The organism is Halogeometricum limi, assembly GCF_900115785.1.
Classification (GTDB): Archaea; Halobacteriota; Halobacteria; order Halobacteriales; family Haloferacaceae; genus Halogeometricum; species Halogeometricum limi.
Map to the genome: position 1 here is coordinate 415,406 of NZ_FOYS01000003.1, position 24,250 is coordinate 439,655.

The window sequence follows — 24,250 nt, forward strand, 5'->3', positions numbered from 1 at the left end:
ATTGAAAAGACACTATCTCATCGGGAATAGCTGGATTTCAATTTCGGAAGACCTGTTTCGAGCACTTTGTACTGATCCCACTCTTTGATGTTCTCCCAGATTCCATTTTCCTCGTCAACTTTGACACCGTTATCGATCATTTCGTCGATGGTGGCCCGGAATTGCCTGATATCGTCAAGACTATTCTGGACTTCCTCCTTTCGGTTTAGTAGCTGTTTATCCGGGTTGGTATCGTTGGTTTGAGCATTCAGCGTATCAAGTTCGTTTTCGAGTCTTTCTATACGAGTATCGAGATATCGCCCCCGAAGTTTTGGAAGAGTATTTCCGTCAATATTGTGATAATAAAGGAAGCAGCTAAACGCACCATTAGGGCTCTCTAACTGCCAGTAAATCGGAATGCGCTGTCCTCGTCGTCGGTATTCCTTGCAATGATGGTACCGGAAGAAGCGGTCCCTCAGCCACGCAACCGGATCCTTTCCTAGGTCGTCGGCTATTCTTCTAGCAATAGATTCCGGATTATTGAATGCGAGATCAATACATTTGTTCAGCAGCTCTGGGATGTTGTTGTCGAATTCATCGTCAAACACAAGAATGCCATCGCTTACGGGTGACAAGCCGTTCAATTCCCACCGACCCATCATACAGCCGAGGAACCCAGATAATAGGTTTGCTGTTCTTTCGGTCTTTTCATCACTTGTATATAGGTCGTTATTTTTCCTAATATGCGCAATAGTATATGGGGAGATGCCGGTCTTTTCGGATATGTCTCGTATTTCCTCACCGCTATTATTCTCTACTTGAGAGATAACTTCTCGAAATTCAGCTTCGGGTACTACCTCCGATTTGACCTCGGCCTCGTTAGAAACCAGATCTCCTGCATTCGATAGGTGGGGATATTGATACAAATTGTCAGGCAGCTCGTCGTAGGCTCGTTCTTTTGTTACCTCGCTCATTCCATAGCTCTCGAATACGATCTCATCTATTCGTCCATGAATAACATCTGTCTGAGCATCTAAATAGTCAATTTTGAATAGAATATTCGTATATTCTTTTATATATGAATTAAAATCGAATTCTTTCTTCGTTTCTTTGTACGTGTACCTTTCTTTTCGCGCTGCTATGGCTGCTTTGACCAGCTCTTCCGTATCTGTTCCCTGTAATGCAATTGGTCGAATCGGTAACCTCGCACCATCGCCACTCTTGAAATTCAATCCTGGATTCAGTCCGTTCATGATAAACCTTGAGAGAGAAGAGTTCAGATAGCCGAGTACCCGGTAGTCGCGGTCTCGGTCACCGGTAAACACGAAGTGTGCCTTATTACTAAATAGATGGTCCGACGAGTGCAGACGGGCAGTGAAATGTTTGGCAAAATCGCGGAAGGTTATTCCATTTTCCCAATAGAAGTCTTCGTTTCTGATATGGCTTCCGTCATGGTCTCTTATCTTCTTTCCATTTGATTCCCAGAGAGCTACCTGTTCGTAAGATTCACAATAAAGTTCTCCGTCGCCGCTTTTTGCGATCCACTCGTACTGGTCACCAATCTTGTCAAGATCAATTTCCCACCAGTTTCGAAGGAAAAGGTCGTCATCCCCTGTAGTTAGCCCCTCCATCACATCTGCCTCGTCTCCTAAGGTCGGTTCGTCAATGAAGAGCTGAAGAACTTCTTGACCAAACCAATAGATAAAGGGGGTTCGGTCGATCTCTCTGAAGGAGCTCTGGTCCAAAGCATAGATGTCTGTCGATTCGACACCAGAGCGCTGATTTCGTGTAACTCTGTTTAAGCTCTCAATCTTGTCGTCGGAATCCGTTAAACGGGCGAACTTAGATTTGACTCTCAGATTGTTAGTAATGCGCATTGAGAAGGCGACATTCATGTGGCCTTCATCACGGTGTTCGAGATGAGCAACATCGGTTATATTCGCTTCATCAAGGATGTAAGGACGAAGTTTCCGGAAGCTATAAAGAAACATAAAACTTTCCATGGTGATCATGGAAACATACCCATCATCACCTGCAAAGTCCATACATCGTTCAATAAATGCCGCATAAATATCTCGACTTCCGATATAGTTTTCTTTTATAAAATTCTTTAAAGAGTCCGACATTTTGTCCCGGTAGAGGTACGGAGGATTACTTAGTACAACATCATACTCGTCTCGAAGGACGTCTAGGAGCTCAACGGTTTTCCCGACTTCGTTGGCGAACATCTCCTCTACGGGATCATCCTGCTCTAAAGCGGCCGAGGCAATTTCTTGGACGTTCTCAACAAGTCTGTTTTTCAGTTCTTCCCAAGTTTGCTCTTCTCCGCCAGATACGAACGTCGATTGAGTCGTCAGATTGCCATCGTCAGTGAACTGTGCTTGCCCTTTGGATTCAAACGTATCTCGATAGTCCTCTAGAAGCTCATCAACTTGGTTCTCAATCCGAACGAGGCTTCCCCATTCGCGGATGTTATCGAAACTACGCCAAATCTGTTCTAAGATCTCTTCTTCTAGCTCAGAATTCGCTTTATCTAAGACTTCTTTCTTCCTTTCCCCGTTAATCAATACTGCGTCCGCTGAGACGATGTTCAACTGCGGGATTGTAATATCGGGCGACTTATCTTTTGCCTTCAGATAAAGTGATAATGCGGCTATTTGGGCTGCACCAGAATCAATGTCGATTCCGTAGAGGTTGTTACGGAGGATTTCACGTGGGATGTACTCTTTCGGAATTTCCCCTTCTTCTAAATACATCTGATAGAAAACGTCGAATGCGTAGAACAGCATATGACCGCTTCCGCATGCCGGGTCAAGTACTGTGATATCTTCGACCTCTTTCTCTTCTCGGTCAATCAATGATTCTTGCAGTGGAGCGAGATAGAAGCAGTTCTCCTCAGCATCGATATTCGTCCGTTCACCTTGCATTTCGAGCCATGTTCGACCAAGTGAATTATCGACCATCCACTCAACGATATAACGCGGCGTGAATAGCTGGGTCTTTGTGGCGATATCCGTTCCACCGATCTTGTAGTTCTCTTCATCGACGCGCTGGTCAATGTCTTCACGTTCTTCTTCACCGAAGTACTGGTACACCCAACCCAAGGCTTCGTCGCTCTCCCAAGCTTCATCGTCGATAGCGTCTAATTTATCGAGAATATCCCCGCGTACGTGCGGGTCGAGATCTATAGCGGTGTGGTCGGACTCCTCGAAGATCATCCGGATTTCCGCACCAATCTCCAGATACGCAAGGTCAAGTGCGGCACCGAAGCCGTCATCAGGTGCGTTTGTGAGTTCGCCAGCGATTTCGGCCACGGTGTGGTGCATGTACGACCGGTTGCCGTACTCTGCTCGCTCGGTGATGGTTTCCTCAACGAGGCCGCGAACTTCGATTGTCTTCAGTGCGACAAACCGGTTGAGGTAGGTCTTCGTAGCTTCGCGGACGTAGTTGGTGATCGACCGCTCCAAATCGCCTTCCGTGGATTCAAGTTCCCGTTCGATGGCGGCATCCAGCGTTCGTCGAGTGTGGCGGTCTTCTGCTGAGAGATGGGACAGGTCTTCGAGTGGGAGACGCTTGTTCTCGTAGATGCCGTACTTTTCGAGCTGGCGTCTAAGTTCGTCTTCGAGCGTGTGGCGCGTGCTGAGGATGGTGCTTCGAATAGTCGAGCGCTGATCCGATGAGAGACCGGGTTGACCGTGTGTCGTGGACATGGATATCAGAGGGTTGCGCACTGCCACGAAACGGGCGGGACGGCAGTACGCTGTGTCGGGATTCCCGCCCTCGATGACATACCAGCGACAAGCAGTTGGCGTGTCTTATATTGTGGGGGTCAGTATCCGTCCCATTGCGTTATCAATACAAACGCGTAATTCTTGGCCGCTCTGTCGAAGAGGTAGAGTCAGATATTGACGAGTACGTTCACACCTACGGTTAAACGGAAATTACGCTCTTGACACCGCTGACTACGCGGTTCAGTATATTTCTATTTTCACGGGTTTGTGGCTGGACGGTAATCCCCCCTTCATCAAGATACCGTTCGTACCTTTGGATATGGTTCCCTCTGGGACCGTCAATCCTCTTGTTGTAGTTGACAATCTGACCGAGTTTATTCTCATCCTGAGTGATTGTCAGATCCGAAACGGTTGGTAGAGGAATGAAAACTCGCGTTTCATCTGCTTGTATGATGGTCTTTTTATCGATCAGACTCGATCTGTGATAGATGTAGAGAGACCGACGGTACGCTGTGGAGTTGGAATAATTATGAACCCAAGGCTCGTCGAAATCCATCCTTGACTGATAATCCTCATCTTCGAGTCGGACATCTGTATTTTTCTTGTATGTGTATATCCCTTCAGAGTCCTTGTACTCCCATTCATCTGGACTGGAGGAATAAACCGTCTCTAAGATCTCATCTTTCCTCGGGCTCCTGCCCGAAGCCAACGACCAGAGTGCAACCAGCAATGCAGAGGCCGGGATGACGGTTAGTAATGTTCCGAGATTTATTCCGTAGCGTGCTCCCGCCACTAGAGCGATAGCTATTACAATTCCAATTGGGATGACCCGGAGGAGAAACCGACGGATTTTCCGCTTAGTAGATTTTTGCATTGTCAGTCAATCGTTTCCAGTCTACCGGAACCGAATCTCTACGTCTCCGTCTTGATCGAGGAGCGACTCGATCTCTCCCCGAAGTTCGCTGATTGGTGCGTCGATGTCTTCGGGGTCAGTCACGACGACGCTCCCGAAGATGTCGTCGATGTCGACGCTCTCGCGGACCGTTCCATCGTCGTCGTCATCGTCCAGGTCGTCGATTTGGGTTTTCGCCCCACTCTCGTACGCGTCGACGGTCTGGATGTGTTCGATGAGGCGAGTGAGCGAGGGATCCGGGTTGATGTGGTCCTTGTTCGAGATGTCAAGATCGACCGAGCCGTCGCCCTGCCGCTCCGTCAGATCCGACAGGGCCGAATCGAGATCGGTCTCGTCGATGTCGGAGCCGGCGTATGCTTTCACCGAGTCAATGGAGCTGGTGTAGGTTTCGTGCCGTTTCTCGTACAGTGCTTCGTAGGTCGCGGTGAAGGCTTCTGCTGCGGCTCGGTAGTCCGTCTTGACGTTGTTCCACTGGCTGATGACGCCCTCGGTGTCCAGCGTGTTCTTGACGCGGTCGGCGGCGTCACGCGCGTCGTCGCTGATGTCCACGAGTGCAGCGTGATCATCCGCCTCGTCGACGAGTGATTCCCACTCGGTCGTGATGAATCGCTGAATCGTCTCGTACTCTTTCAGGCGGTTTTCGCCCCCGTTCTCACCGCAGAACTCGGCGACGTCTTTCGCGGTTTTGGTGAGGCTTTCAAGTTCGTTCTCGAACTCAACGAACTGCTTGATGCGCTTGGCCGACGTGGGCTGCTGGAGTAGGTTCTTCAGTCTGGTTTGGAACTGCTCGACGTCGTCCGCGAGTGGGAAGTCTACCCGACGGAGCTGCGAGAGGAGGGTGCTGGTGGTCGAGACCCAATTGTTGGCTTCCTCTCGAATGCCTTCATCGACGGCTTGGTCCGTGGATTTGACCTTGCGGTCGAACAGGCGGTCGAGGAGCTGCTTGGCATCCGTGCGCGTGTCGATATCGACGGTCTCGCGCTCGTCGAAGGAGGTGGACTTGAACTTCGTGACCTGGGTGAACAGCTCCTGTGCGCCGTCTTCCGTGTACGTCCCGTAGGTTCGTTCCTTGTACGTCGGGATGATCGAGCCGTTGCGGAAGAGCACGGCCGCGGCGAGCCTGACGACTTCGCGGCTCCAGCCGTACGGCGGTTCGGCGAAGTGGTCGATTAGGTCGCTTCCGGTGCGGGACTCGCCTGCTTTCTCACGGCGTTGGATCTCGTCTTCGACTTCGGAGGAGATGCGGGCTTCGGCGATGAGCTCGCCGTCCTGGACCACACCTAGGTCGGAGAAGACCGACGGGTTCGACGAGCCGTCGAGGTCACCGAAGATCTGCTCGATGTGCCGGTCTTTGACCGTCGCGGAGCCGTGTTTGAAGCTGGTGAAGACCTTCGGGATGGCGTTGTCCGTCTTCCGGGCGACGAGCGAGGTAAGCGAGGTGCTCGTGGTGTCGAACTCCTCGGTATCGCCGTTATAGATGAGGACGCCGCGCTGGAAGCTGCGTTTGAATTCCCGTTCGACCTCGTTGCGGAGGCGCTGGAGGTCTTCCTGCTTCTGGCCGAGGGCTTCCTGTTCCTCCTGGCTGAGTTCGTTGCCGCGCTTTTCTTTGACGACGGTGTTGATCTGGAAGATCGACTTCAGCTTCTCGTAGATGTCGTGCTGTTTCTCGTTGTCAGCGATCCAGTACAGCGTGCCGTCCTCGCTGAAGCTTTGCGTTTTCAGGCCGTCCGGGTCGAGGTCCTCGTATCGCTGGTAGATCGGCGAGTACGTTTTGAGGTCGATGTGGCCCTTCGACGTGATTTCCTCGCCGTCGATGCTCAGGTTCACCTGGAACGTCTTCCCCTGGTAGTTGACGCGGGACGTTTCGTCGAGGATGTCGTTCAGGAAGCGTTTGGACGAGCGCCGGATGTCACCTGGGCCGACTTCGATGCCTTTGATCTCGTTTTCGAGTTCCCGCTCGGTCTCACGGAGGAACCGGTAGCCTTCTTCGCTCCGACCGACGTAGCCGGCGTTGACGAGAGCGTCGAGCGTCTCTTCGACGTCACCTTCTAGTTGCTGCGTGGGGCCGAGCTCCGTCTGGAGTGACGTCGCAATGTTGTCGGCCGTGTTCGGAATCCACGGAAGCTGCTGGAGGAGGTACAGGGACTTGAGGACGCGTCGTGCGATTTCCGGGTCGGCGTCTTTCGGTCGAGCTTCGCGGATCGACTTGACGTCACTGCTGGGGATGTCGTTGCTGATCTCATCGAAGATCATGTCCAGCGTGACGAGCGCCCCGAGTTCGTCGTTGTAGAGGTGGTCCTCGTCTTTGAGAACGCTCTGGGTGACGTCGATCAGTGTGCGTTCACTCCCTGCGAGCTGGTCGTCCGAGCCCTTCCCCAGAGCCTTGAACATCTCCGGAAGGATATCGAGTTGGTAGGGAAGGAACGGGTAGCAGTCGATGAAGTTCTCCTCGGTAATCGGCTTCAGGCTCTGACTAGAGTCGAGTTTGTATCTCGCGGACAGAATCCCCTCGTGCTGGTCGTACAGATCGCCGAGGATACCTCTGAACTCGCCTTTCTTGCTGAGGACACGGTCACGGACGACCTTGTCGAGGTTCTCGGAGGTGAGGTCAAATCGATGTGGGAACCGGTCGATGACTTTCGACTCCTCGGCTTCTTTCTCCAAGACACCGGGGATGAGTTGCTGGAGTTGTTCCTGTGAGGTAACTCCGAGGAAGACCTTGCCTTTGCCTTTCTGTCCGAACTCCTCGACGATACTCTGCAGTTCCAAGAGCAATTGCCCGTCGTCCCCGATGAACTGCGAAATCTCGTCGATGAACACGAAGTACCGACAGTTGTCGCCGGTATCGGCTTCCCGCTGTTCGACGTAATCCACGATGTCTTCGGCGAGCGTGGACGCGTTGATCAGAACGTTGTCCTGAACGTCGTCGATTGCGCGGGCCGCATCATCTTCATCATCGAACTCATCGGTGGCCTCGACTAATGCGGTCTCCATGTCGGACCGGACGAACATGGCGTCCTTGCGGGCTTCCGTCCAGTCTTTCCCGGTGTTCGCTTCGATGGCGTCGACGAACTCGTCGTACACGCCACGTGATTCGAGTTCCTGCTCCATTTGCGCGACCCAGGGCATCGAGGCGTAGCCACGGGAGATGTTGAATTCGCGGTGGATAATCTCCGTGATGGACTCGCTCCCGGATGCGTCGGCTTTCGCGCCGATCTGGAACATCAGCACCTCGGAATCGAACTTCTGGGTGACAGACGAGACCGCTCCGTCGAGCATCTCGTTGCCCTCGATTCGATCCCGGAACATCTCGGCAGCGTGTGTATCCTCGAACTCACGGTTTTCGAGGATGTGCCCGAGGATTTTCATGTAGTGGCTTTTCCCCGAGCCGAAGAAGCCGGACACCCACATCCCGACGTCTTCGGTCTGTGCGTGTTCCGTATCGATGACGGCCTCTAACGCGTCCGAGAAGTGCCGTTCGAGCTGTGGCGTAAGGATGTACTCTTCGAGTTCTTTCTTGACGACGCTCGGATCGTCGTTATCGACTTTGACGACCCGGTCGATCTTCCGGTTGATCGGCCGGTAGAAGATCTCGTGAATCTGGTGTGATGTGGTAGTGTCACTCATGTCCGATCACCCTTGCGCGGTAATATGTTCCTTCAGATTCATCGAGGAATCTTAAGCTCTTGTCATCGACTTTCGCCGGGTAGCAGAACACGATGGGCGTGTCGTCCGGTGTATTCGTCTCTAATTGACCCATGAGTGTGGAGGCACTGGCGAACGGGTACAGAATACCCATCCGGTAGATAATCACCGTGTCAGCGTCTTCTGCAGCCGTTGCGATGGCGGACGCTAACTGCCCCATCTCGCCATCATCAAGAAGCGACGATTTCAGTCCGTCGAGTAAACGGTCTCGATCCCGACGTTCGAGATCGATCACGTTCTCCAAGATACCGCGGTCTTCGAGGATGCTGAAGACCAGTTCGCGCATATCGATTCCTGCGACGGTTTGGTCGTGGTACTCCAGTTTCTCGATGAGGTTTCGAACCTCTTCGTCGACTTCGAGTTCGTCACCAGGGTCGTAGGTGAAGACGATGAAGGGGACCCCAGCGCGCTTTCCGACTTCGTCTCGATCATCTCTGACGAGTCGTTCTACTTCTTCGAGCCGTGCCTGAAAGTCAGAAAGCATCTATTAGGTCCTCGATGCTGTCATGCTTTGTAATTAGTCGTTCTGTCGAGCCGCGCTTCTCGTAGCTCACATACTGCGGTGAGATGTCTCGAACCCGGCGCTGGACTTCCGATTCGTTCATAAGGAATAACTTCCAGTCGTCGTGTTCGATGACGTCTGATGCGGACTTCGCTCCCTTCTGAAAGAGCCGGTAGACGACGTACGCGACAGTCTCGTCGGGGACATAGGTGACGGCGAATTCCTTGCGTTGGGTGCCTTCTAGAAGCCCGTAGTTCCGGAGTGCGGTGAGGTACTTCGTGGCGGCTTCGTTGATCGTCGATTCGGACCGGTCACGCAGGTCGGCGTAGTCCTCTTGAATCGATTCGATGAACGTGACGATGTCCGTAGCTTGAACGGAGAGGGTTCCCCGTTCGAATTCAGGGTACAGGAAATCGAGGGTGACGAGGTGGATGAATGGATCTTGCGCGAATTCGTAGTAGAGACACCAGTCGGTTACGTCGCTCTGGACATCAGCCGACATGATCTTCATCAGCGGTGTCTCTGTGTACTCCTCTTTATCAGGGATGTGGCGACGTGTAACCTCGCGGAGAATGTTTGTTCGATACTCGTCCGTATTCTTGTTCAGGATGTTCTCTTCGACGACCCGTCGCTCCAGTTCTTCGTACGACTCGCAATCGACGTACGTGCGAAGGATGCGTTTCGTCTCGTCAATGTACGTACTGTGATGGGCGATTTTCGGATCGAGACTCGCCGCCGCGTCTGTTTCTTCGTCATCCTTGGGCTCGATATGCTCGTTACTCATATGGATGTCTCACACGCTTTCCGATTTAATTTCTGACTTCAGGGGGTAGTACGGTACGCAGAGGCGGTCGGTGTTCTGCCCGTACCCCTGCAAGAGGGTGGCCAGCAGCCGCCATTTCTCGGGTTCAATCTCGGACTGGGTGTACCCATCTTCCCCGACACAGAATGAATCACCGCTTCCTGGGTCGTTAAGCGTAGTAGATGCTGCTGTGATGTTTGATCCAGTTTGCTCGATGATTCGGTCTGTCCACCCTTCACTCAGTGATTGAACTGAGATGCTCTCAAGGGCTTCTAGGGGCTGGTCATCCGAAGCATCGATGTCTTCAATGGCTGCAGAGATGCGTGATTCCACTTGCGGGCCGAACGAGAACAGAGAGATAGTATCTGCAGGGAGGTGGTCTGATTCTGCTTTGCGACCGACTTTCGATGCGAGGGTGATTCGAGATTGGAGTTGCGTTTTCGGTGTTACTTCGTCGAGTCGTGCCCGGCCCGTCTCAGACAGGACACGTGAGTCCCACCAGCCCTGGTTGTTCGACTCACCCACACGCTCTATCAACAGACGTGAGGCGATCAAGTCAAGAAAGAACTCGTCATCAATACCCGCCTCGTGGAGGGCCTCTTTAGTCGAGACAAACGCATCGGCGAAATCAGTTGAAGTCATATTTACATCCACAAGAGGTGGTGGCTTAGAACCAACGCCTCCCGTTTTCTGTAGGGGAAACTGTGCATCCAGCACATCGCGGGTTTAATATCGCCCGACAGAGGTTGGATAGTGTATACGATGGGTTCCGGGAATGAGCTGACTGAACTCTACGATTCTCTCTCTGTTCTGTATGGGTCGCTGCCTTCTGGAGTTGATTCGGAGTGGAGGGTTGCGTTGCGGTCTGTGTTGTACGGGGGCGACCTGCTTGCAAGTGAGGCGTCGTGTTACGGGGCGCAGCAGAAAGAGCGGAATTTGGGGAAACGGAAGGACTACGCGCGGCGTCATGGGAATGGGGATCGGGTAACAGAGTTTTCGGCAATCACGGTGGCAGAGACGCGAGAGGAGGATCACCGGTATGTCCCGGCAGGTGCGAAGTTACCGCTTGCGCCGGAGTCGGGGGAAGTGCTTCCGGTAAACGTCTCCCCAGAGGAGGTCGATTGGGCAATCTCGCTGCTGGCTGAATTCCCAGCGGAACCCGCGGCTGATCGGCCTGGTGACGGCGGTGACGTGTTGCTTGATCGAGAGCGAGTTCATCGAGCGCGTCAAGCGACAGGAGCAGGAGATCGTGGTGATGAGACGACAGTGCTGTTTGTGAGTGATACGCATCTCGGGTACGAGAATCGTGCGGAGACGGGCAGTGGGAAGACCGTGTCATGGATTGGTGAGATTGATAGTCGGGATACGATTCGGCGGATTCGAACGATTGCAATGGAGCGTGACGTTGATGCGGTGATTCACACCGGGGATGTGCTGGATCACGAAGTGGATGCGGTGACGCTCGACGCTGCTGAGTCGAGTTTGCGTGACTTGGCTCTCAGTGGTATCCCAGTGTACTGTATTCTCGGGACGCACGATCACAACGCTGCGATTCCGTACTATTCGAACTCTGTAGATGGGGTTGCATGGCTGAAAGACCAAGTGCGGAACGAGTATCTTATCGAGTTATCGTCCAGCCCGATGTCGGTTGCTGGCGGGCCGCTTGACGCATACGGGGTCTCAGCGGAGAACGTTGGGCTCGATGATGTTGGGAAGTACGAGTCGCTTGGCTGGCGTCCATCGGAGATCGCGTTCGGCGCGGCGTCGCCGGGGCCAAATGTGCTGTGTCTCCACGACGGGGTGACGCCGTACCGGAATCGTTCGAACGCGGATGTCGATCTCGACGAGTTACTCGCGCAGTCACGCGTCTCGTTCGACTGTGTGCTAGTGGGTGATGAGCATCGGCCCAAGTACGATGACTTCGATACCGGGTACTCATTCGAGACTGAGGATGGAACGCCGGTGTTGTACACAGGACCGGCCGCACGCGTCGGACCGGCATACCGTGATAACGACGCGTTCGTGACAGAACTCTCGATTTCTGATGCAGGAGTAACAACGACGCGGCACTCGATATGACTGGGCAGTCGTAGATACCCCAGTGCTGATAAGCACCACTGCCGTCTCATCTGATAATGCAGCGCTTCTCTGAGGGGGATCGGGTCCGGGTCGATATTCCTGATGAGAGAGATCCTGATCATCAGGTGTATCACGGCGAGCACGGCCGAGTCGTTGCAGTGTTGAGTGATGATGCGGATTCGCTCACCGCTGACGAGCGGGATGCGCAACTCTACCGGGTTGCGTTTGATTCTGGTGAGATGTCTGATTTCCGGTGGCGTGACTTGCGGCCACCAATCGACGACTCCTCACAAACGTAGTTTCAGGCAGCTCTTGACCAGCTTCAGATCTGCTCTCTCGGGGAAAGGATCATCATCCGGCTCTGTCACTGTTTCTTCATGCCTCCGGATCGGCTCCGTAGTATCGTTCCGATGTTTGGCGGTGGGTCCCGGTACGTTGAGACGCTGGATGCGATTCTTGAGTTCGTCGAAGCGCATCAGCCGACGTCTGATGAACTCGTCGGGTGGCACCGTGGGTCGTTCCAGAACGTGTCCAGTCGGGATTCGATTATGCGACGGGTGAGTTATCTCCAACAGGTCGGATTCCTCCGCCAGGTGAACGACCATTGGGAACTCGGTGGTGCTGGTCGGGAGTACGTTGAGCAGGGTGATGTGGCGACGCTGCTGCGGATTATGTGTGATCGGAACGTCGGGCTTCGGAGTCTCATGTATGCGTTGGCTGCTGGGCCGATGACGCTCGCAGAGGTGAGTGAACAGCAGCTCGACACACATCCAGAGTTAGGGTGGAGCCGTGGAGAAACAGACATGGCGAAGCAGCGGGTGAATTGGCTGAGGAGCATGGGCCTCGTCGAGAAGCGCGGCGACGAGTACGCGTTGACGGATGATGGCCTACAGTTCGTTGAGAGCGCGGTGGCGGAGTGGGCTGATTCGGACTGGACACCGTCGGTGAGCGATGCCGAGGTGCGTGCTGGGACGTACGAAACGACTGTCCATGCACGGTCGGTCGATCCGGAGTTCCGTGCGGCAGTACTGTCCCGGCACGACCGTACGTGCCCGGTTTCTGGGGTGGATCATCCTGGCCTGTTGGACGTGGCGCACGTCCTGTCGTGGAGTGACTATCCGGAGTACAGGGCAGATCTCTCGAACGTGTTGGCACTCAGTAAGACGCATCACGCGGCGTTCGACCGGGAGCTATTCACTATCGACCAGGATTACCGGCTGTGCGTGAATCCGAGGTTCGAGACCCAAAGTGATGTGCTCCAAAGCACGATTATCGACCGTGCAGGAGAACGGATCTCGATTCCAGAGGAGAGTTTGAAGCCGCAGTATGTTGCGCAGCACAACGCGGCGCTTGAGTGGGTGTGAGTCTGTTTACAGCTGAACGGAATCTCGCTCGTACGAAGCGAGTCGTTGTCAAGACGATGGCGTTTACCGAAATTCCTCGACTGCTCTCAATTTGAGCGCTGGGCTTATGTTAATCTCTTCTGATGTGATTAGCAGATGGCATCAGTAGAGGTTCTTTGTGTAGCTGATATTCATATCGGGCGTCGTCCAAGCCGGCTCCCTGACCGATTCGATCCGGCCGATTTTTCTCCCCGTACAATCTGGGCTGATCTCGCGGAGTCGGCTGTTACTCAGGGGGTTGATGCGGTCGTCGTTGCGGGTGACCTGGTTGACCAGGAGAACAGGTATGCGGAAGCGTTCGGTGCCGTTGAGTCCGTGGCGACCAGACTTGCAGAGGCTGGTATTCCCCTCATTGCTGTCGCTGGGAACCACGACGCCGACGTGCTCCCGGACTTGGCTGAGGCAATCGATAATCTCCAGTTGCTTGGCCGGGATGGGTCCTGGGAGCGAACAGCTTTGACCGACGTCGAGGGTGAACCGAATCTTCACGTGGACGGGTGGTCGTTCCCCGGTCGGTACTACCACGAGAATCCGTTGGATGCGTATGACCTGGCTGATGAGGGCGTTCCACGTCTTGGAGTCGTCCACGCAGATGTTAGTGGTGAGGATCGGTACGCCCCGGTCGCCGTGGATGACTTGGCGACGAGTGGGCATTCGGCGTGGGTTCTTGGCCACCTCCACGTTCCAGGGCTCCGTCACGAGAACCCGCCAGTCCTCTATCCAGGGTCGCTCCAACCGTTGGATCCGAGCGAGACTGGCGGTCACGGTGCGTGGCTCGTCTCGGTCGAGACTGACGGGACAATAGAGACAGAGCCGCTCAGGTCAGCGACACTGCAGTACAAGGAGGTCGTCGTCTCAACGGACCCCGATCAGGGGTTCCACGACATCGTCGATGCTACCCACGAGCAGTTACGTGAGACAGCCACGAAGTGCGGCTCCGAAACCGAGCTCCTTGCGGTCACAGTAACGGTTTCTGGACGAACGGACGCAGATACTGATCTCCGAAGTCGACGCGGGGAGCTTGAACAGATCGAGCTCACGGACGGCGGGACGGCGGTGCGTGTTATCGACGTGACTGTCGATACGAAACCGTCGATTGATCTCGCTGCTCGCGCTGGCGACGATGACCCTGTCGGGTACTTGGCCGGATTGCTGCGTGCCCTCGATGATGACGAACCGTTGGACCCGTATCGGGATGTCATAGAGGCTGCTCACACGAGTGTCCGCGAGACCCACGACTCGAACGCGTATCGGGAGCTCAAGAGCCACGACGAGACGTACACTCGCCCTACGGAAGCTGAAACGAAGGAAGTACTCCGCCGACAAGCTCGGCAGCTCGTCGACGCGTTCGTCGAGCAGCAGGGGGTGCCTGCAGATGAGTGAGCCGATCCCGACTGACGCTGACCAGACCGGTTCAGGCCGTGACACAGGGGAAGGCCGAGAGACCCCGGTCGCAATTAACGCTGTTACCCTCGACCGTGCGCCCGGGTTTGAGACGGCTGGATTCTCGCTTGACGGGTTTTCGCCGGGAGTCAACGTTGTGTACGGCGCGAATGCGGCTGGTAAATCGACGCTGGCGGAGGCGATCCGCTGGTCGTTGTGGCCCGATGAGGCCCCGTCGTCGGCGACTGTTCGGACTGACCTGACCTACGATGGTGAGTCGCGGCGGATTGAACTGCACGGTGGCGTCAGTGAGCACTTTCGTGATGGCGAACCCGCTGACGCGATTCCGGTGCCGTCGCTGGATGGTGGTCGTCGGTACGCATTGTCGTTGCACGATATGCTGCAAGAGGAAACGGACGACGGCGAGTTTGCGAGCGTCATTCAGCGCGAATCAACTGGCGGGTTCAATATCGACGCTGTCCGTAGCGATTTTGGCCTGACTGACGGGGCTAGCCCGGCCACACGAGGCATTAGTGCCACGAAAGAGGCGGCGGCAGCCATCGACAAGGTCGAGGAACTGCGGCGAAACGCGCCGAATTTGGAAGCCGAACGGACCCGTCTCAGTCAACTCAAAGAAGAGCTTGCGGCGGCCGCCGATGCGAGTGAGCGCGTTGATCTGCTTGAGACGGCGATTGAGTTCCGGAAGGCGCAGGACGCCTACGACCAGCGGGCGGATGAAGTAGCATCGTACCCGGAGGAGCTGGCGTCGTTCGATGGTGATGAATTGGGCCGGCTCGACGATCTTGACGAGCAGATAGCGCAACAGAAACGCGTTGAGCAGGAGGCCGCGGTGAAATACCGCGAGGCCGCTGACAAACTGGCCGGCACGGAACTCCCGGAGGACGGCGTTACCGATGAGGTGTTGCAGACGCTTCGAGAGTACCGGGATGACCTCGATGATGCTGAAGATGATCGTGACCGATTGCAACGTGAAGTAGCTGATGCAGAAGCTAAGCGCAGTGAGGTACGGGAGAAGATTCCCCTGGACCTTGACGGTGAGACGCTCCGTGAGGTCGATACGGATGATCTTGCCGAGCTTCGGTCGTTCGTTTCGAAGGTAGCGGAAGTCGACGGGAAGGGGCAGGTTGAGGCTGCTATTGATGAGTGGCTCGCTGGGGAGTCGAATGAATCTGCAGATCGTGGAACGCTGGAAAGCGGGCGGAATGCGCTTGAGAACTGGCTCGCAGCCCCGCCAGAACAAGCTACTGACGAGCCGAGTAGCCGAGGCCCTGTTGCAGCGGCCATCACGGCGGGGCTCTTGACGGCGCTGTCAGGTGTCGTGATCGCGCTGACAGTAAATCCTGCTGGGGGCCTGCTGACGATCCTCGGGCTCGCCCTCGCTGGCTACGCAGCTTTCTCTGCGAGGAGTGACGATACTGGAACGGACAATACTGCCAGAGCAACCCATGCGGAGACGTTCCGGCAGACTGGACTTCCAGAGCCAGATTCGTGGGAACCTGACGCTGTCAGGGACCGGGTAGCTGACCTTCGTGACCGACTGCGTGTCATCGAAGTGGACGAGCAGGAGGCTCAGAAGCACGATGAGCTCCGTGCGCAGTTCGATATCGACGACGTCAGGGATGAACTGGAGACGGCGCGTGAGCGCCTTCGGGACCGGTTCGATACTGAGATCGACGACGACATTGAACTGGCGGTGACAGTCGAGCGTGTTGAGCGGTGGCAGGCTGCTGATGAAACCGTCGCTGGGAAACAGGCGGCGCTACAGGAAGCCAGCGATCAGGTCGAGACGTATCGGGAGCAGTTCTGCGCGACGATCAAGCCCTACACGACCGGCGCGTACTCCTACGTGGTCGAAACGAGTGCCGATGCGACGGCTGCTGTTGAGAGTCTCGAACAGCGACAGCGCGACTACGAGAGTGCGACTCAGCGACTCGCAGAGGTAGACGGGAGTGTCGCTGCGGCCCACAAGGAACTCGACCGGTACAGGGCCGACCGAGAGGTATTATTCACCGAGCGTGGCTTGGAGCCTGGCGACCGGGAGCGGCTCGCAGCGCTGTGTGAGCAATACTCGGAGTACGAATCAGCCGTTGAGGCGAAAGGTACTGCGGAGACCACACTTGAGAATCGCCGTTCAGACCTTCGTGACCACGATGCTTACGAGGAAGAGATCGAAGAACGAGACAGGGGCGACTTAGAACAAGAGGTAGACGAAAAACGGGAGATTGCGAACCGGTACGACGAGCTCTTACAGGACAAAACGACGCTGGAAAAGGAAATCGAGGATGCGAAGGCGTCGACGGAGATTGCTGACGCTGTTCAAGAACGACGTGAAGCGTTGCGAGGTCTTGAAGAAGCGCTCGACGCGGACGTGGCCGACGCAGTCACGGATACACTCCTTGAGTTCGTCGAGGCGGAGACAGTTACCAGCAACCAGGAGCCGGTGTTTCAGCGGGCGGACGATCTCTTGCGGCGGATTACTGACGGGCAGTTCGAGCTCAGACTCGATGACGGTACGTTCAGGGCATTCGATACGGGAGAACAGCGACGCGTTGACCTAAACGATTTGTCGAGTGGGACGCGCGTGCAGGTCCTGCTCGCGGTTCGGGTCGCTTTCGTCGAACACAGAGAGCAGGAGACTGCGCCCCCGTTGTTACTTGACGAGACGCTGGCACCGTTCGATGACCAACGAGCTGAAACGGTCCTTGACACCGTGATTGACCTGGCCCGGGCAGGGAGGCAGGTATTCTACTTCACGGCCCGGCACGACGAACGCGCACGGTGGGAGACGCGGCTTGAAGAGTCGGACGTCGAGTACAGTCTCCAGCAGTTGACGGCGAGCGACGGGCACGACCCGATTGCGGAACCACCGACACTCGAAACACGTGGTGTAGTCGACGTACCGGCCCCGGACGGCGACGACCACCAGTCGTACCGTGAGCAACTGGGTGTACCGACGTTCGACCCGCGACAAGGAGCGGCGTCGGCACCGCTCTGGTACGTGACTGAGGACCCGGAAGTATTGTACCGACTGCGTACCGCAGGTATCGAACGCTGGGGGCATCTCCGATCGTTACTGGAGATCGGTGCCGTTGATGGCCTCCTGTCGGACACGTCCCGAGAGCAGGTCCGCCGACACGGTGCGGCACTAGAATCGTTCGTCGAGGCGTACACAGTTGGGCGCGGGAAGGCGGTTGACCGTGATGTCTTGGAAGCCAGTGGAGCCGTTAGTAATACGTTCATCGACAAGGTGAGCGAGCTGGCAGACAGTGTCGATGGGGATCCAGAAGAGATTCTTGATGCGCTGCCGGATGTCAGCCACTTCCGCCATGATAAAATTGAGGAACTCCGGGAGTACTTCCGCCAAGAGAACTACCTTGATCCGCGCCCGAAGCGACCAGACGAACAGATCCGGTCAACAGTGGTCGACACGTACTGTCAGCACGGACTCGAACCATCCACGGCAGCAACGGCTGCAGATAGGCTCCTTGATCGGATTTCAGCAGGCCCCGACCCGAGTGAGAAAGCGGACTGAGAGCACCCTCGATTCATGACTATCCGATTATCCTAAGCATCGGGATAACGGGTAGAATAAGCGTCAGACGATGTCGGTGGCGGGCCGGCGGTAGGTATCGTCGAGGCTGGGACCACCAAGGGCGGTGTAAAGGTTGATGAGGTCCGCGACGTCGCTGATGCAGTAGTCTCTGAGGAGTTGTGTGAGTTCGCGGTGGACGCTGGTATGTTCGATGCCGGCTTCGACGTTTTGCACGTATTTCTCGCCGAGGACTTGCCCGATGTGCTTGCCTTGGACAGCTTTCCCGTCTATTCCAGAGAGATAGTTGTCGGGGAAGTCGTAGTCGTCGTACCAGACGCTGTCGTTGTCAATCCCAGTAAGGTCGTAGGCCTTCCAGTCAGGAAGGATTTGCTGGTCGTCCCAGAGCTCGGCTTCGTACTCGTTGGCAGCCGCGAGCGCGACATCAACGTGGTTCTCGAACAAGGTCTCTGTGCGTGTCAAGAAGTCTCGGTCAGCACTACCATCGATGTCGCGGGCCCAGTTCAGCAAGTGCGTGCCGTCGAACCAGGTACCATTGTACGTCAGGAGACGATCTACGCTGCGGTCAGCACACCACGCGAAGAGCCGCTCGTAGAGGTCAATCGTATACTGGTCGTCCCAATCGCCGCTCCGAAACAGCACTTCGGTTTCTGGTGTGTCGTTCGGGTCGTCAGCGTACGCAAGGCTGACAGCGAAGAGTTCGAAGTACTGGGTGTCGTTCGAGTTGTCGGGCGGCTCTTCGAACGGGCTCGCGGTTTCGATGTCAATGACAAGTGTGCCCACCTAAGCAGACCTCCTGATGTGATGCGCGTCGGACAGTACCATGTTTGTTGTGGATGCCGATCTGGAGTCCGGCAGTTCAGTGGTGAACACTCCACTAAATTTCAGAAGCACTAGCTGAAAGTTCGGGGAGCCAGTTGAGGTATTGCGGATACTGTTTGTCTGATGTGAAGAGATGAGTCCCGGTGAGATGAGTGACAGTGTTGCTTGTGCCAGATGTTGTGACACCGTTCGTGAGGAGAAGGCTGGTGACTGTGACGTCTGGGTTGTCAACCGGGGGCGTGACTTACGACCCCCGCTCGATGACTCGCAGCAGGCGTAGTCGGTTATTCCTCCCACTCGATGGGGCGTTCGATGATCGGGTCGTCGTCGAAGTCGAAGCTGCGGAGGTCTACCTGGACGTTCCGTTCGCGTGTTTCGCGTTGCCGGTTCCGTAGCCGGCCGAATGGTTGTGGTATTTCGAGGAGCTCTGCGTCACCGCTGTTGCCGAGTCGAATGTTTCGGGCGACGTAGAGGTAGTAGTACTCGCTGAGTGGGCCGCCTGCCGCTTTCCATTCGTTCCACGAGAGGGACGGTTTGCGTGTGTTCAGGCCGGAGGTTTTGAGCTCGATGCAACGGTCGATCACTGCGTCACCGTTGTCGTCGGTTCGGATCGTTAGGACGTCGAACCCGGGCCAGTCGCGGTCGAGCGGGTTTTCTGCGGCGGATAGGCCGCGTTGGTCTGCGAACCGATAAATCGCGGATTCGAGGAGCTCGGAGTGTTCGCGGTGCTTCAGGTATTCTTCTGGTGTGTGAACGTCGAAGACTTTCGATTCCGGGTTGGGTTCGTCGGCATCCGCGAGCCGCGTTCGTTCTGCATCAATCGTAATTGCCATACCGAACGCGTCGATCTCGTCACGATACTCTTGTGACGCAGCTCCACCCCCACCGCTATGATTACTGGACGTGGACTGCTCGTTCCCCGAGTCCTGGCGACCACCGTTATCGGGTGAGTTTGTGGAGACGTCGGCGTTCCGGAGTGATTCGGCGATTCGCCGGTCGCCGATTCGAGTGACGGCGTCGATACTGGGGATGCGCGAGGAGTGTGTGCTGGTTCCAGCTGTGCCGGTGGATGATTCCGATCCGCCGTTAGCTGCTGCGGTATGTGTGTTGGTGGTGGAATCGAATGCGCCGTCATTGTCTGGTTCAGGGCCGGGTGGGTGATCTGCATCGCCGTCGCCTGTTGGCGAGTCCTCATGGTCACTTTCGAAGAGTGCTTTCCGAGTCGCTTCGATTTGGCCGTTCGGGACTTCGCTCCCGACGGTTCGGAGTCGCTCGTGTAACGCGATAGCTGGCGTGTCGTTCTCGAACGCGTAGTCCACGAGGTTGTTGACCGCTTCGTAGTACTGTGGAACATCAAGCCGGTCAGTATACGCACCGGTGAGTGCATCGACGAACGCCTCTCGGTTGAGTGTCGCGTCGATGAGGATCGTGGTAATCGTGTCGCCGTCGCGTTCAATGTGGTACGGTTGCGGTTTCGGGTCGAGATTACGGTTCCAGCTGCCGTCGGTGAGCGTGATGTTGAGATCGAGGTCGGTGACGAACACGATGTTCTCGAAGAATGACTTGGTTCGGGTCGTGTCTTGGTCGACGAGCGCGGATGATGGTCGGTTCGTTCGGAGCCGTAGGACGAGCGCGGCAAGGACGGTCTGGAGCCACGTGGTGTCGATTTCGAAGCCAGAGACAGATGTCGGGAGAGGGCGTTCATCGCCGTATCCGGGTTGTTTCTCGACAGCGGCTCGCAAGTCGGTTGCGCCGCAGTATTCGCCGAGACTGACGGCTTCTGGTTTGAACATAGCGAGGAGTGGAACGCCGAGGTTTCCGTAGCGGTCACGATTGCTTCGTGACCGGACGAAGTAGGTGTCACCCGCGGGTTTGAGGGCGTACTTATCGTCAACCCGGCAGAGGACAAGTGCGTCCGAGAGCCCGCTTTGTTCGGGGTCCCACTCGCCACTGATCTGGTTGCCACGCGTTAGTCTCGGGAGGAGTTCAGATACGCGTGTGTAGAGGAGTTCGACAGCACTGCTGTACTGAGCGAGGTCGTCATCGGTCCACGCGAGTAACTCCCCGATACGACCGATCACGCGCTCAGCATCCTGTGGTGAGAACCTGCCTTGCTCCAGCCGTATCCCGATACCGAGTGTGTCGGCGAGTTCTTCGAAGCTGACGGGCGTTTCACTTTCTCTCGTTGGGAAGTCCCCGTCTACGAATGGTAGCAAGGGCTGTAGCCCGTTCACGTCGAGGCTGAAGCGCTCACGGTCGCTGCGTGGAAGACTCCACGCGGCCGTTGGGCGGACGGTATCGAACGAGGTTGGCACCCAGGATGCCTGTCGGAGTTGCCACACCCACAGGTTCCAGCCGAGCGCCAATTGTTCATCGTGCGTGAACACATAGCTCACGTTACTGCCGCGCCACCGTTCGTTGGTGAACTCCGCGACAGTCGTGTGTCGTCGCTTGGAGAGACCGTGGTCCCACCAGCGCGTGAGGTGCGTGAGGAGACGACTCCCAACCTCGTCCGATTGTTTTGCGGCCGAGAGGATTTCCGACGCGTACTCTAGAGAATTCACTTGGAACAGGTACTGCTCGTCTGGGTCGGGGATTTCCGAGGTTACCGCATCCACGAGGTGGTCGCGGTACGACTGCCATTCGGCGTCAGTGAGTCCCGTGTATCGGTGATCGACGGAGTAGACACCGTCTCCTTGGAGGTCTTCGGACGCTGTAATCGTCGAATTCGACGGTTGACTGAGACCCTGTGTCTGACGATACGTCTGCTGTTCACCGGGCGCGAATAGCGGCAGCGGGCGGAGATGTTCGAACACGCCGAGCCACGAAAAGAACGCTGCCCAGGCTTCGAGCGTCTCTGAGCGCTCTTCGCCTTCGTCAGTAGTGAACCACGTAGGTGAAGCTAGGAACTTCGGATCGAATCGTTCAGAATCAGTTTGGGTGGCGACGGCGTTGAGGAATGGTTCGATATGGGCGTCTTCGGGGCGGTCGAGGGCGGTTTGCCAAGCCGAACTGAAGTACACGCGGTGTGCGGGATGCCACTCGACTGTGCCGTCATCTGTTGGCTGTGTCGGGACGGGGAGTTGTGCGAGGGCCGAGTATGGCTTCTTCGCAGATTGGTAGAGTAGTGGGGATTCTGGGCTGCGGTCGTTTTCAGGTGACTGGACGTCCGTCATCTCACGGATCGTTCGTAACACTCCGTCGGACGCGAGGATAGACGGGTCCGCGTTCGGTGAGTTTGGTCCAGGGAGGTGGGGACTGATTGCGGTGTCGAACACTTGTGAGAACAGGTAGTCGTTGATGTCCCAGATCGTCTGAACGTCGGCGTCGAAGTTCGCTGGGAGTGCGTCTTCTCGAAGCGGTGCCGCGCGGTCGGCGTTCGTGCCGTGGTACAGTTCACGCGGAAGAAATTCGAGCGTCGGTAAGGCGTCCGCTGTAATGTCGCCCTCTGGGGGCATGAAGATCGTGCCGGCCTCGTTCGAATCGCGTATCGCGTGCTTCGTCCCTTCTGGGTCGGTTTTGATCTCAACTGGGAACACGTCGTGTCGGCGGCACGCTTCGTCGAAGGCTGAACGGTCCTCGTCGCTCTCCATCGTTTTGCGCAGACGAACGAGATAGACAAGTACCGGATCGACCGTGAGGCGGCACGGCTCGTCGTCATCTGGGGGGGTTCGGCCGAATTCACGCTCGTCGACGATGCGGAGGGGAGGATCCACAGAAACAGCAGCGAGGGCTTCAGGTATCGATGGCGCGTCGTACTGTGACGCACCGTACGCAACTAGCGTCTGGGCGTGGTGGTGGGTGGATAATTCCGCTGAAGGGACGTACGGCTGGTCGTCGGCTTGACTGTCCCCGGACTGGAGGAGAGACACGAAGTCGGTGCCTAAGTCCGAGAGTTGGGCGGACGTTGGGGGTATTGTGATGTCATCGATGGCAACTCGTTGGTTAGCACGCGCACTCGGAAGGAATTCAACGGACGTGAGTCGGGTCTTGATCGCGTCAAAGAGACAGTCCTCAACAGTCCCTTGGGTGAACGACCAGTCCCGACCTTGCCCCAACGACGGGTCCAGCGTGGTGAGGAAGTCCCCCGCCGATGTTGCGGACTGGTCAACGAACGAAATGACACCATCCGCGAGTAGTTCGCCGACAGCAGTGAACAGGAAGGCGTTGAACTGGCCGTCGTACCCGCGCGAGTCATCGTAGTTGAGTGTGAGGTTTCGGCGAGACGTGTCTGACTGGAAAGTCCCAGTCACGAGCGCTGGGATTGGACTGCGTTCTTTCGTCGGGAGGAAAACGTGGAGGTACGGTGGTCGGTCGTGAGTCTCGCCGTACACGGGTTTGAGTTTCCAATCCCTAGGTCGAAGAGAGGGAGGGGAGTCCACAGGGGTCGCGGTGAATGCGATGCCAACGCTTAATTCTCCCATCGCATCCACCTCTGGCTGGGTCAGATCTGCACGGTCCGCTATCTGTTCTTGGTCAAGGTCGGTTTGTTCGAACAGGCAGAACCAGTCGGTACGTGTACCCTCTGGGCCGTCCGCTGTGTCTGTGCTGAGCCCTATGAGCGTTGCGTCACAGCCGGTCATATCGTGTCGGGCAATCTCCCATTCCCAGTCTTGCCCGAGACTGCTGATTTCGATCTCTTGAAGCTGTGGCAGCAGTGCGACCGTGTTTGCGTCTAGGCCTTCGAGCTTGGTATGGATTGATTCCCGATGCCGCGCGGGGTCTCGGAGTGGGAGTTTGAACACGGTCGTAAATCTATCATTCAGAAGTGCTCGCACTCGGGGCGGAGTTGTTGTCTCGTGTGGAAGACAGAGCAAGGGAACTTGTTCAGCAGCGAGCGTGTCGTCCCGCTCAGCAGATATCTTATCGTTGTCATTCAGGAGATCTGCTGTCGTCTTTCGATTGAATTGCGCCTGAACGTTCTCTGAGTATACACTCGGATTATCTGTGACGCCCAGAACGGACGTGAACCCCCGGCCCTTGTGGCCAATAGTCGTCTCGCCAGCTTTTGTCGTCCGGGTCGTGAGCGTCAGTGCGTAAAGATCTTCGAAGGAGAACGCCGCACCGTTGTTCGCAACGAGGAGGGAGTCTCCCGTGAGTTCGAACCGTACCCGTGGTTCGTCGGTGTCGTCCATCTCGTCGACGGCGTTCTGTAGCAACTCGAAGACGAACCGACCCTCGTAGTCAGCGCGGTCCTGACGTTCAGTCCCCGCGTCAGCCTCAATTCGATCCGGATTACTCTCGTAGGTGTCGACGTGCCGGCCTTGAATGTCCGAAATCGAGGCTGGCCCGGAACCGTTCATACACACTGGTGTCGAGTCAGAGATATATACCCTAGGGGAAGTGATGCTGGGAGAATG

General features: G+C 56.1%; 13 protein-coding genes. 5 read left to right on the forward strand and 8 right to left on the reverse strand.

The features are described 5' to 3' along the window. Positions 1 to 17: 17 nt before the first annotated feature. The 6 genes from pglX to BM282_RS10855 all read right to left on the reverse strand — a co-directional run bounded on the left by pglX (position 18) and on the right by BM282_RS10855 (position 10,274). A complete protein-coding gene (pglX, locus tag BM282_RS10835; RefSeq protein WP_089880632.1) occupies positions 18 to 3,689 on the reverse strand; it encodes a BREX-1 system adenine-specific DNA-methyltransferase PglX in 3,672 nt (1,223 codons plus the stop codon). A gap of 220 nt (positions 3,690 to 3,909) precedes the next feature. Further along, entirely contained in the window at positions 3,910 to 4,584 is a 675-nt protein-coding gene (locus BM282_RS18175; protein ID WP_139229713.1) for a hypothetical protein, read from the reverse strand. A gap of 21 nt (positions 4,585 to 4,605) precedes the next feature. Continuing rightward, positions 4,606 to 8,250 (reverse strand): BREX system P-loop protein BrxC, encoded by a 3,645-nt coding sequence (gene brxC / locus BM282_RS10840; RefSeq protein WP_089880634.1) that lies wholly within the window; start codon positions 8,248 to 8,250, stop codon positions 4,606 to 4,608. Next, on the reverse strand, positions 8,243 to 8,812 hold the full coding sequence (locus BM282_RS10845; RefSeq protein WP_089880637.1) for a BREX protein BrxB domain-containing protein: 570 nt from the start codon (positions 8,810 to 8,812) through the stop codon (positions 8,243 to 8,245). The genes brxC and BM282_RS10845 overlap by 8 nt, the downstream gene beginning before the upstream one ends. Beyond that, complete coding sequence (locus tag BM282_RS10850; protein WP_089880640.1) at positions 8,802 to 9,614, reverse strand: BrxA family protein; 813 nt, start codon at positions 9,612 to 9,614, stop codon at positions 8,802 to 8,804. Before BM282_RS10850 ends, BM282_RS10845 begins: the two co-directional genes overlap by 11 nt. 9 nt (positions 9,615 to 9,623) lie before the next feature. Further along, complete coding sequence (locus BM282_RS10855; protein WP_089880643.1) at positions 9,624 to 10,274, reverse strand: BrxE family protein; 651 nt, start codon at positions 10,272 to 10,274, stop codon at positions 9,624 to 9,626. 120 nt (positions 10,275 to 10,394) lie between these two features. On the opposite strand from BM282_RS10855, the gene BM282_RS18845 reads away from it, so the two are divergent. The 5 genes from BM282_RS18845 (at position 10,395) to BM282_RS10880 (ending at position 18,050) form a co-directional block, all read left to right on the forward strand. Beyond that, complete coding sequence (locus BM282_RS18845; protein ID WP_245758343.1) at positions 10,395 to 11,711, forward strand: metallophosphoesterase; 1,317 nt, start codon at positions 10,395 to 10,397, stop codon at positions 11,709 to 11,711. Between the two features lie 56 nt (positions 11,712 to 11,767). Next, the gene (locus tag BM282_RS19030) at positions 11,768 to 12,010 is read left to right on the forward strand and encodes a hypothetical protein (protein ID WP_089880645.1); all 243 of its coding nucleotides are present in this window, start codon (positions 11,768 to 11,770) and stop codon (positions 12,008 to 12,010) included. A 78-nt stretch (positions 12,011 to 12,088) separates the two neighbouring features. Then, positions 12,089 to 13,075 carry an HNH endonuclease gene (locus BM282_RS10870; RefSeq protein ID WP_245758344.1) on the forward strand — a complete coding sequence of 329 codons (987 nt, stop codon included), beginning with the start codon at positions 12,089 to 12,091 and terminating at the stop codon, positions 13,073 to 13,075. A 135-nt stretch (positions 13,076 to 13,210) separates the two neighbouring features. Continuing rightward, positions 13,211 to 14,497, forward strand: a complete 1,287-nt coding sequence (locus BM282_RS10875; RefSeq protein ID WP_089880651.1) for a metallophosphoesterase family protein — start codon at positions 13,211 to 13,213, stop codon at positions 14,495 to 14,497. After that, complete coding sequence (locus tag BM282_RS10880; protein WP_089880654.1) at positions 14,490 to 18,050, forward strand: ATP-binding protein; 3,561 nt, start codon at positions 14,490 to 14,492, stop codon at positions 18,048 to 18,050. Before BM282_RS10875 ends, BM282_RS10880 begins: the two co-directional genes overlap by 8 nt. A gap of 63 nt (positions 18,051 to 18,113) precedes the next feature. On the opposite strand, the gene BM282_RS10885 is transcribed toward BM282_RS10880, so the two are convergent. Together BM282_RS10885 and BM282_RS10890 are read right to left on the reverse strand one after the other, a co-directional pair. Continuing rightward, positions 18,114 to 18,851: a hypothetical protein gene (locus tag BM282_RS10885; protein ID WP_139229714.1), complete on the reverse strand. Its 738-nt coding sequence runs from the start codon at positions 18,849 to 18,851 to the stop codon at positions 18,114 to 18,116. Positions 18,852 to 19,174: 323 nt separating this feature from the next. Next, positions 19,175 to 24,193, reverse strand: coding sequence for a sacsin N-terminal ATP-binding-like domain-containing protein (locus tag BM282_RS10890; protein ID WP_245758345.1), 5,019 nt, complete (start codon positions 24,191 to 24,193; stop codon positions 19,175 to 19,177). Positions 24,194 to 24,250 lie beyond the last annotated feature (57 nt).

Excerpts from the sequence above, each read along its gene's own strand:
- pglX (WP_089880632.1), bottom strand. The coding sequence starts at position 3,689 with ATGTCCACGACACACGGTCAACCCGGTCTCTCATCGGATCAGCGCTCG.
- BM282_RS18175 (WP_139229713.1), bottom strand. The coding sequence starts at position 4,584 with ATGCAAAAATCTACTAAGCGGAAAATCCGTCGGTTTCTCCTCCGGGTC.
- brxC (WP_089880634.1), bottom strand. The coding sequence starts at position 8,250 with ATGAGTGACACTACCACATCACACCAGATTCACGAGATCTTCTACCGG.
- BM282_RS10845 (WP_089880637.1), bottom strand. The coding sequence starts at position 8,812 with ATGCTTTCTGACTTTCAGGCACGGCTCGAAGAAGTAGAACGACTCGTC.
- BM282_RS10850 (WP_089880640.1), bottom strand. The coding sequence starts at position 9,614 with ATGAGTAACGAGCATATCGAGCCCAAGGATGACGAAGAAACAGACGCG.
- BM282_RS10855 (WP_089880643.1), bottom strand. The coding sequence starts at position 10,274 with ATGACTTCAACTGATTTCGCCGATGCGTTTGTCTCGACTAAAGAGGCC.
- BM282_RS18845 (WP_245758343.1), top strand. The coding sequence starts at position 10,395 with ATGGGTTCCGGGAATGAGCTGACTGAACTCTACGATTCTCTCTCTGTT.
- BM282_RS19030 (WP_089880645.1), top strand. The coding sequence starts at position 11,768 with ATGCAGCGCTTCTCTGAGGGGGATCGGGTCCGGGTCGATATTCCTGAT.
- BM282_RS10870 (WP_245758344.1), top strand. The coding sequence starts at position 12,089 with ATGCCTCCGGATCGGCTCCGTAGTATCGTTCCGATGTTTGGCGGTGGG.
- BM282_RS10875 (WP_089880651.1), top strand. The coding sequence starts at position 13,211 with ATGGCATCAGTAGAGGTTCTTTGTGTAGCTGATATTCATATCGGGCGT.
- BM282_RS10880 (WP_089880654.1), top strand. The coding sequence starts at position 14,490 with ATGAGTGAGCCGATCCCGACTGACGCTGACCAGACCGGTTCAGGCCGT.
- BM282_RS10890 (WP_245758345.1), bottom strand. The coding sequence starts at position 24,193 with ATGAACGGTTCCGGGCCAGCCTCGATTTCGGACATTCAAGGCCGGCAC.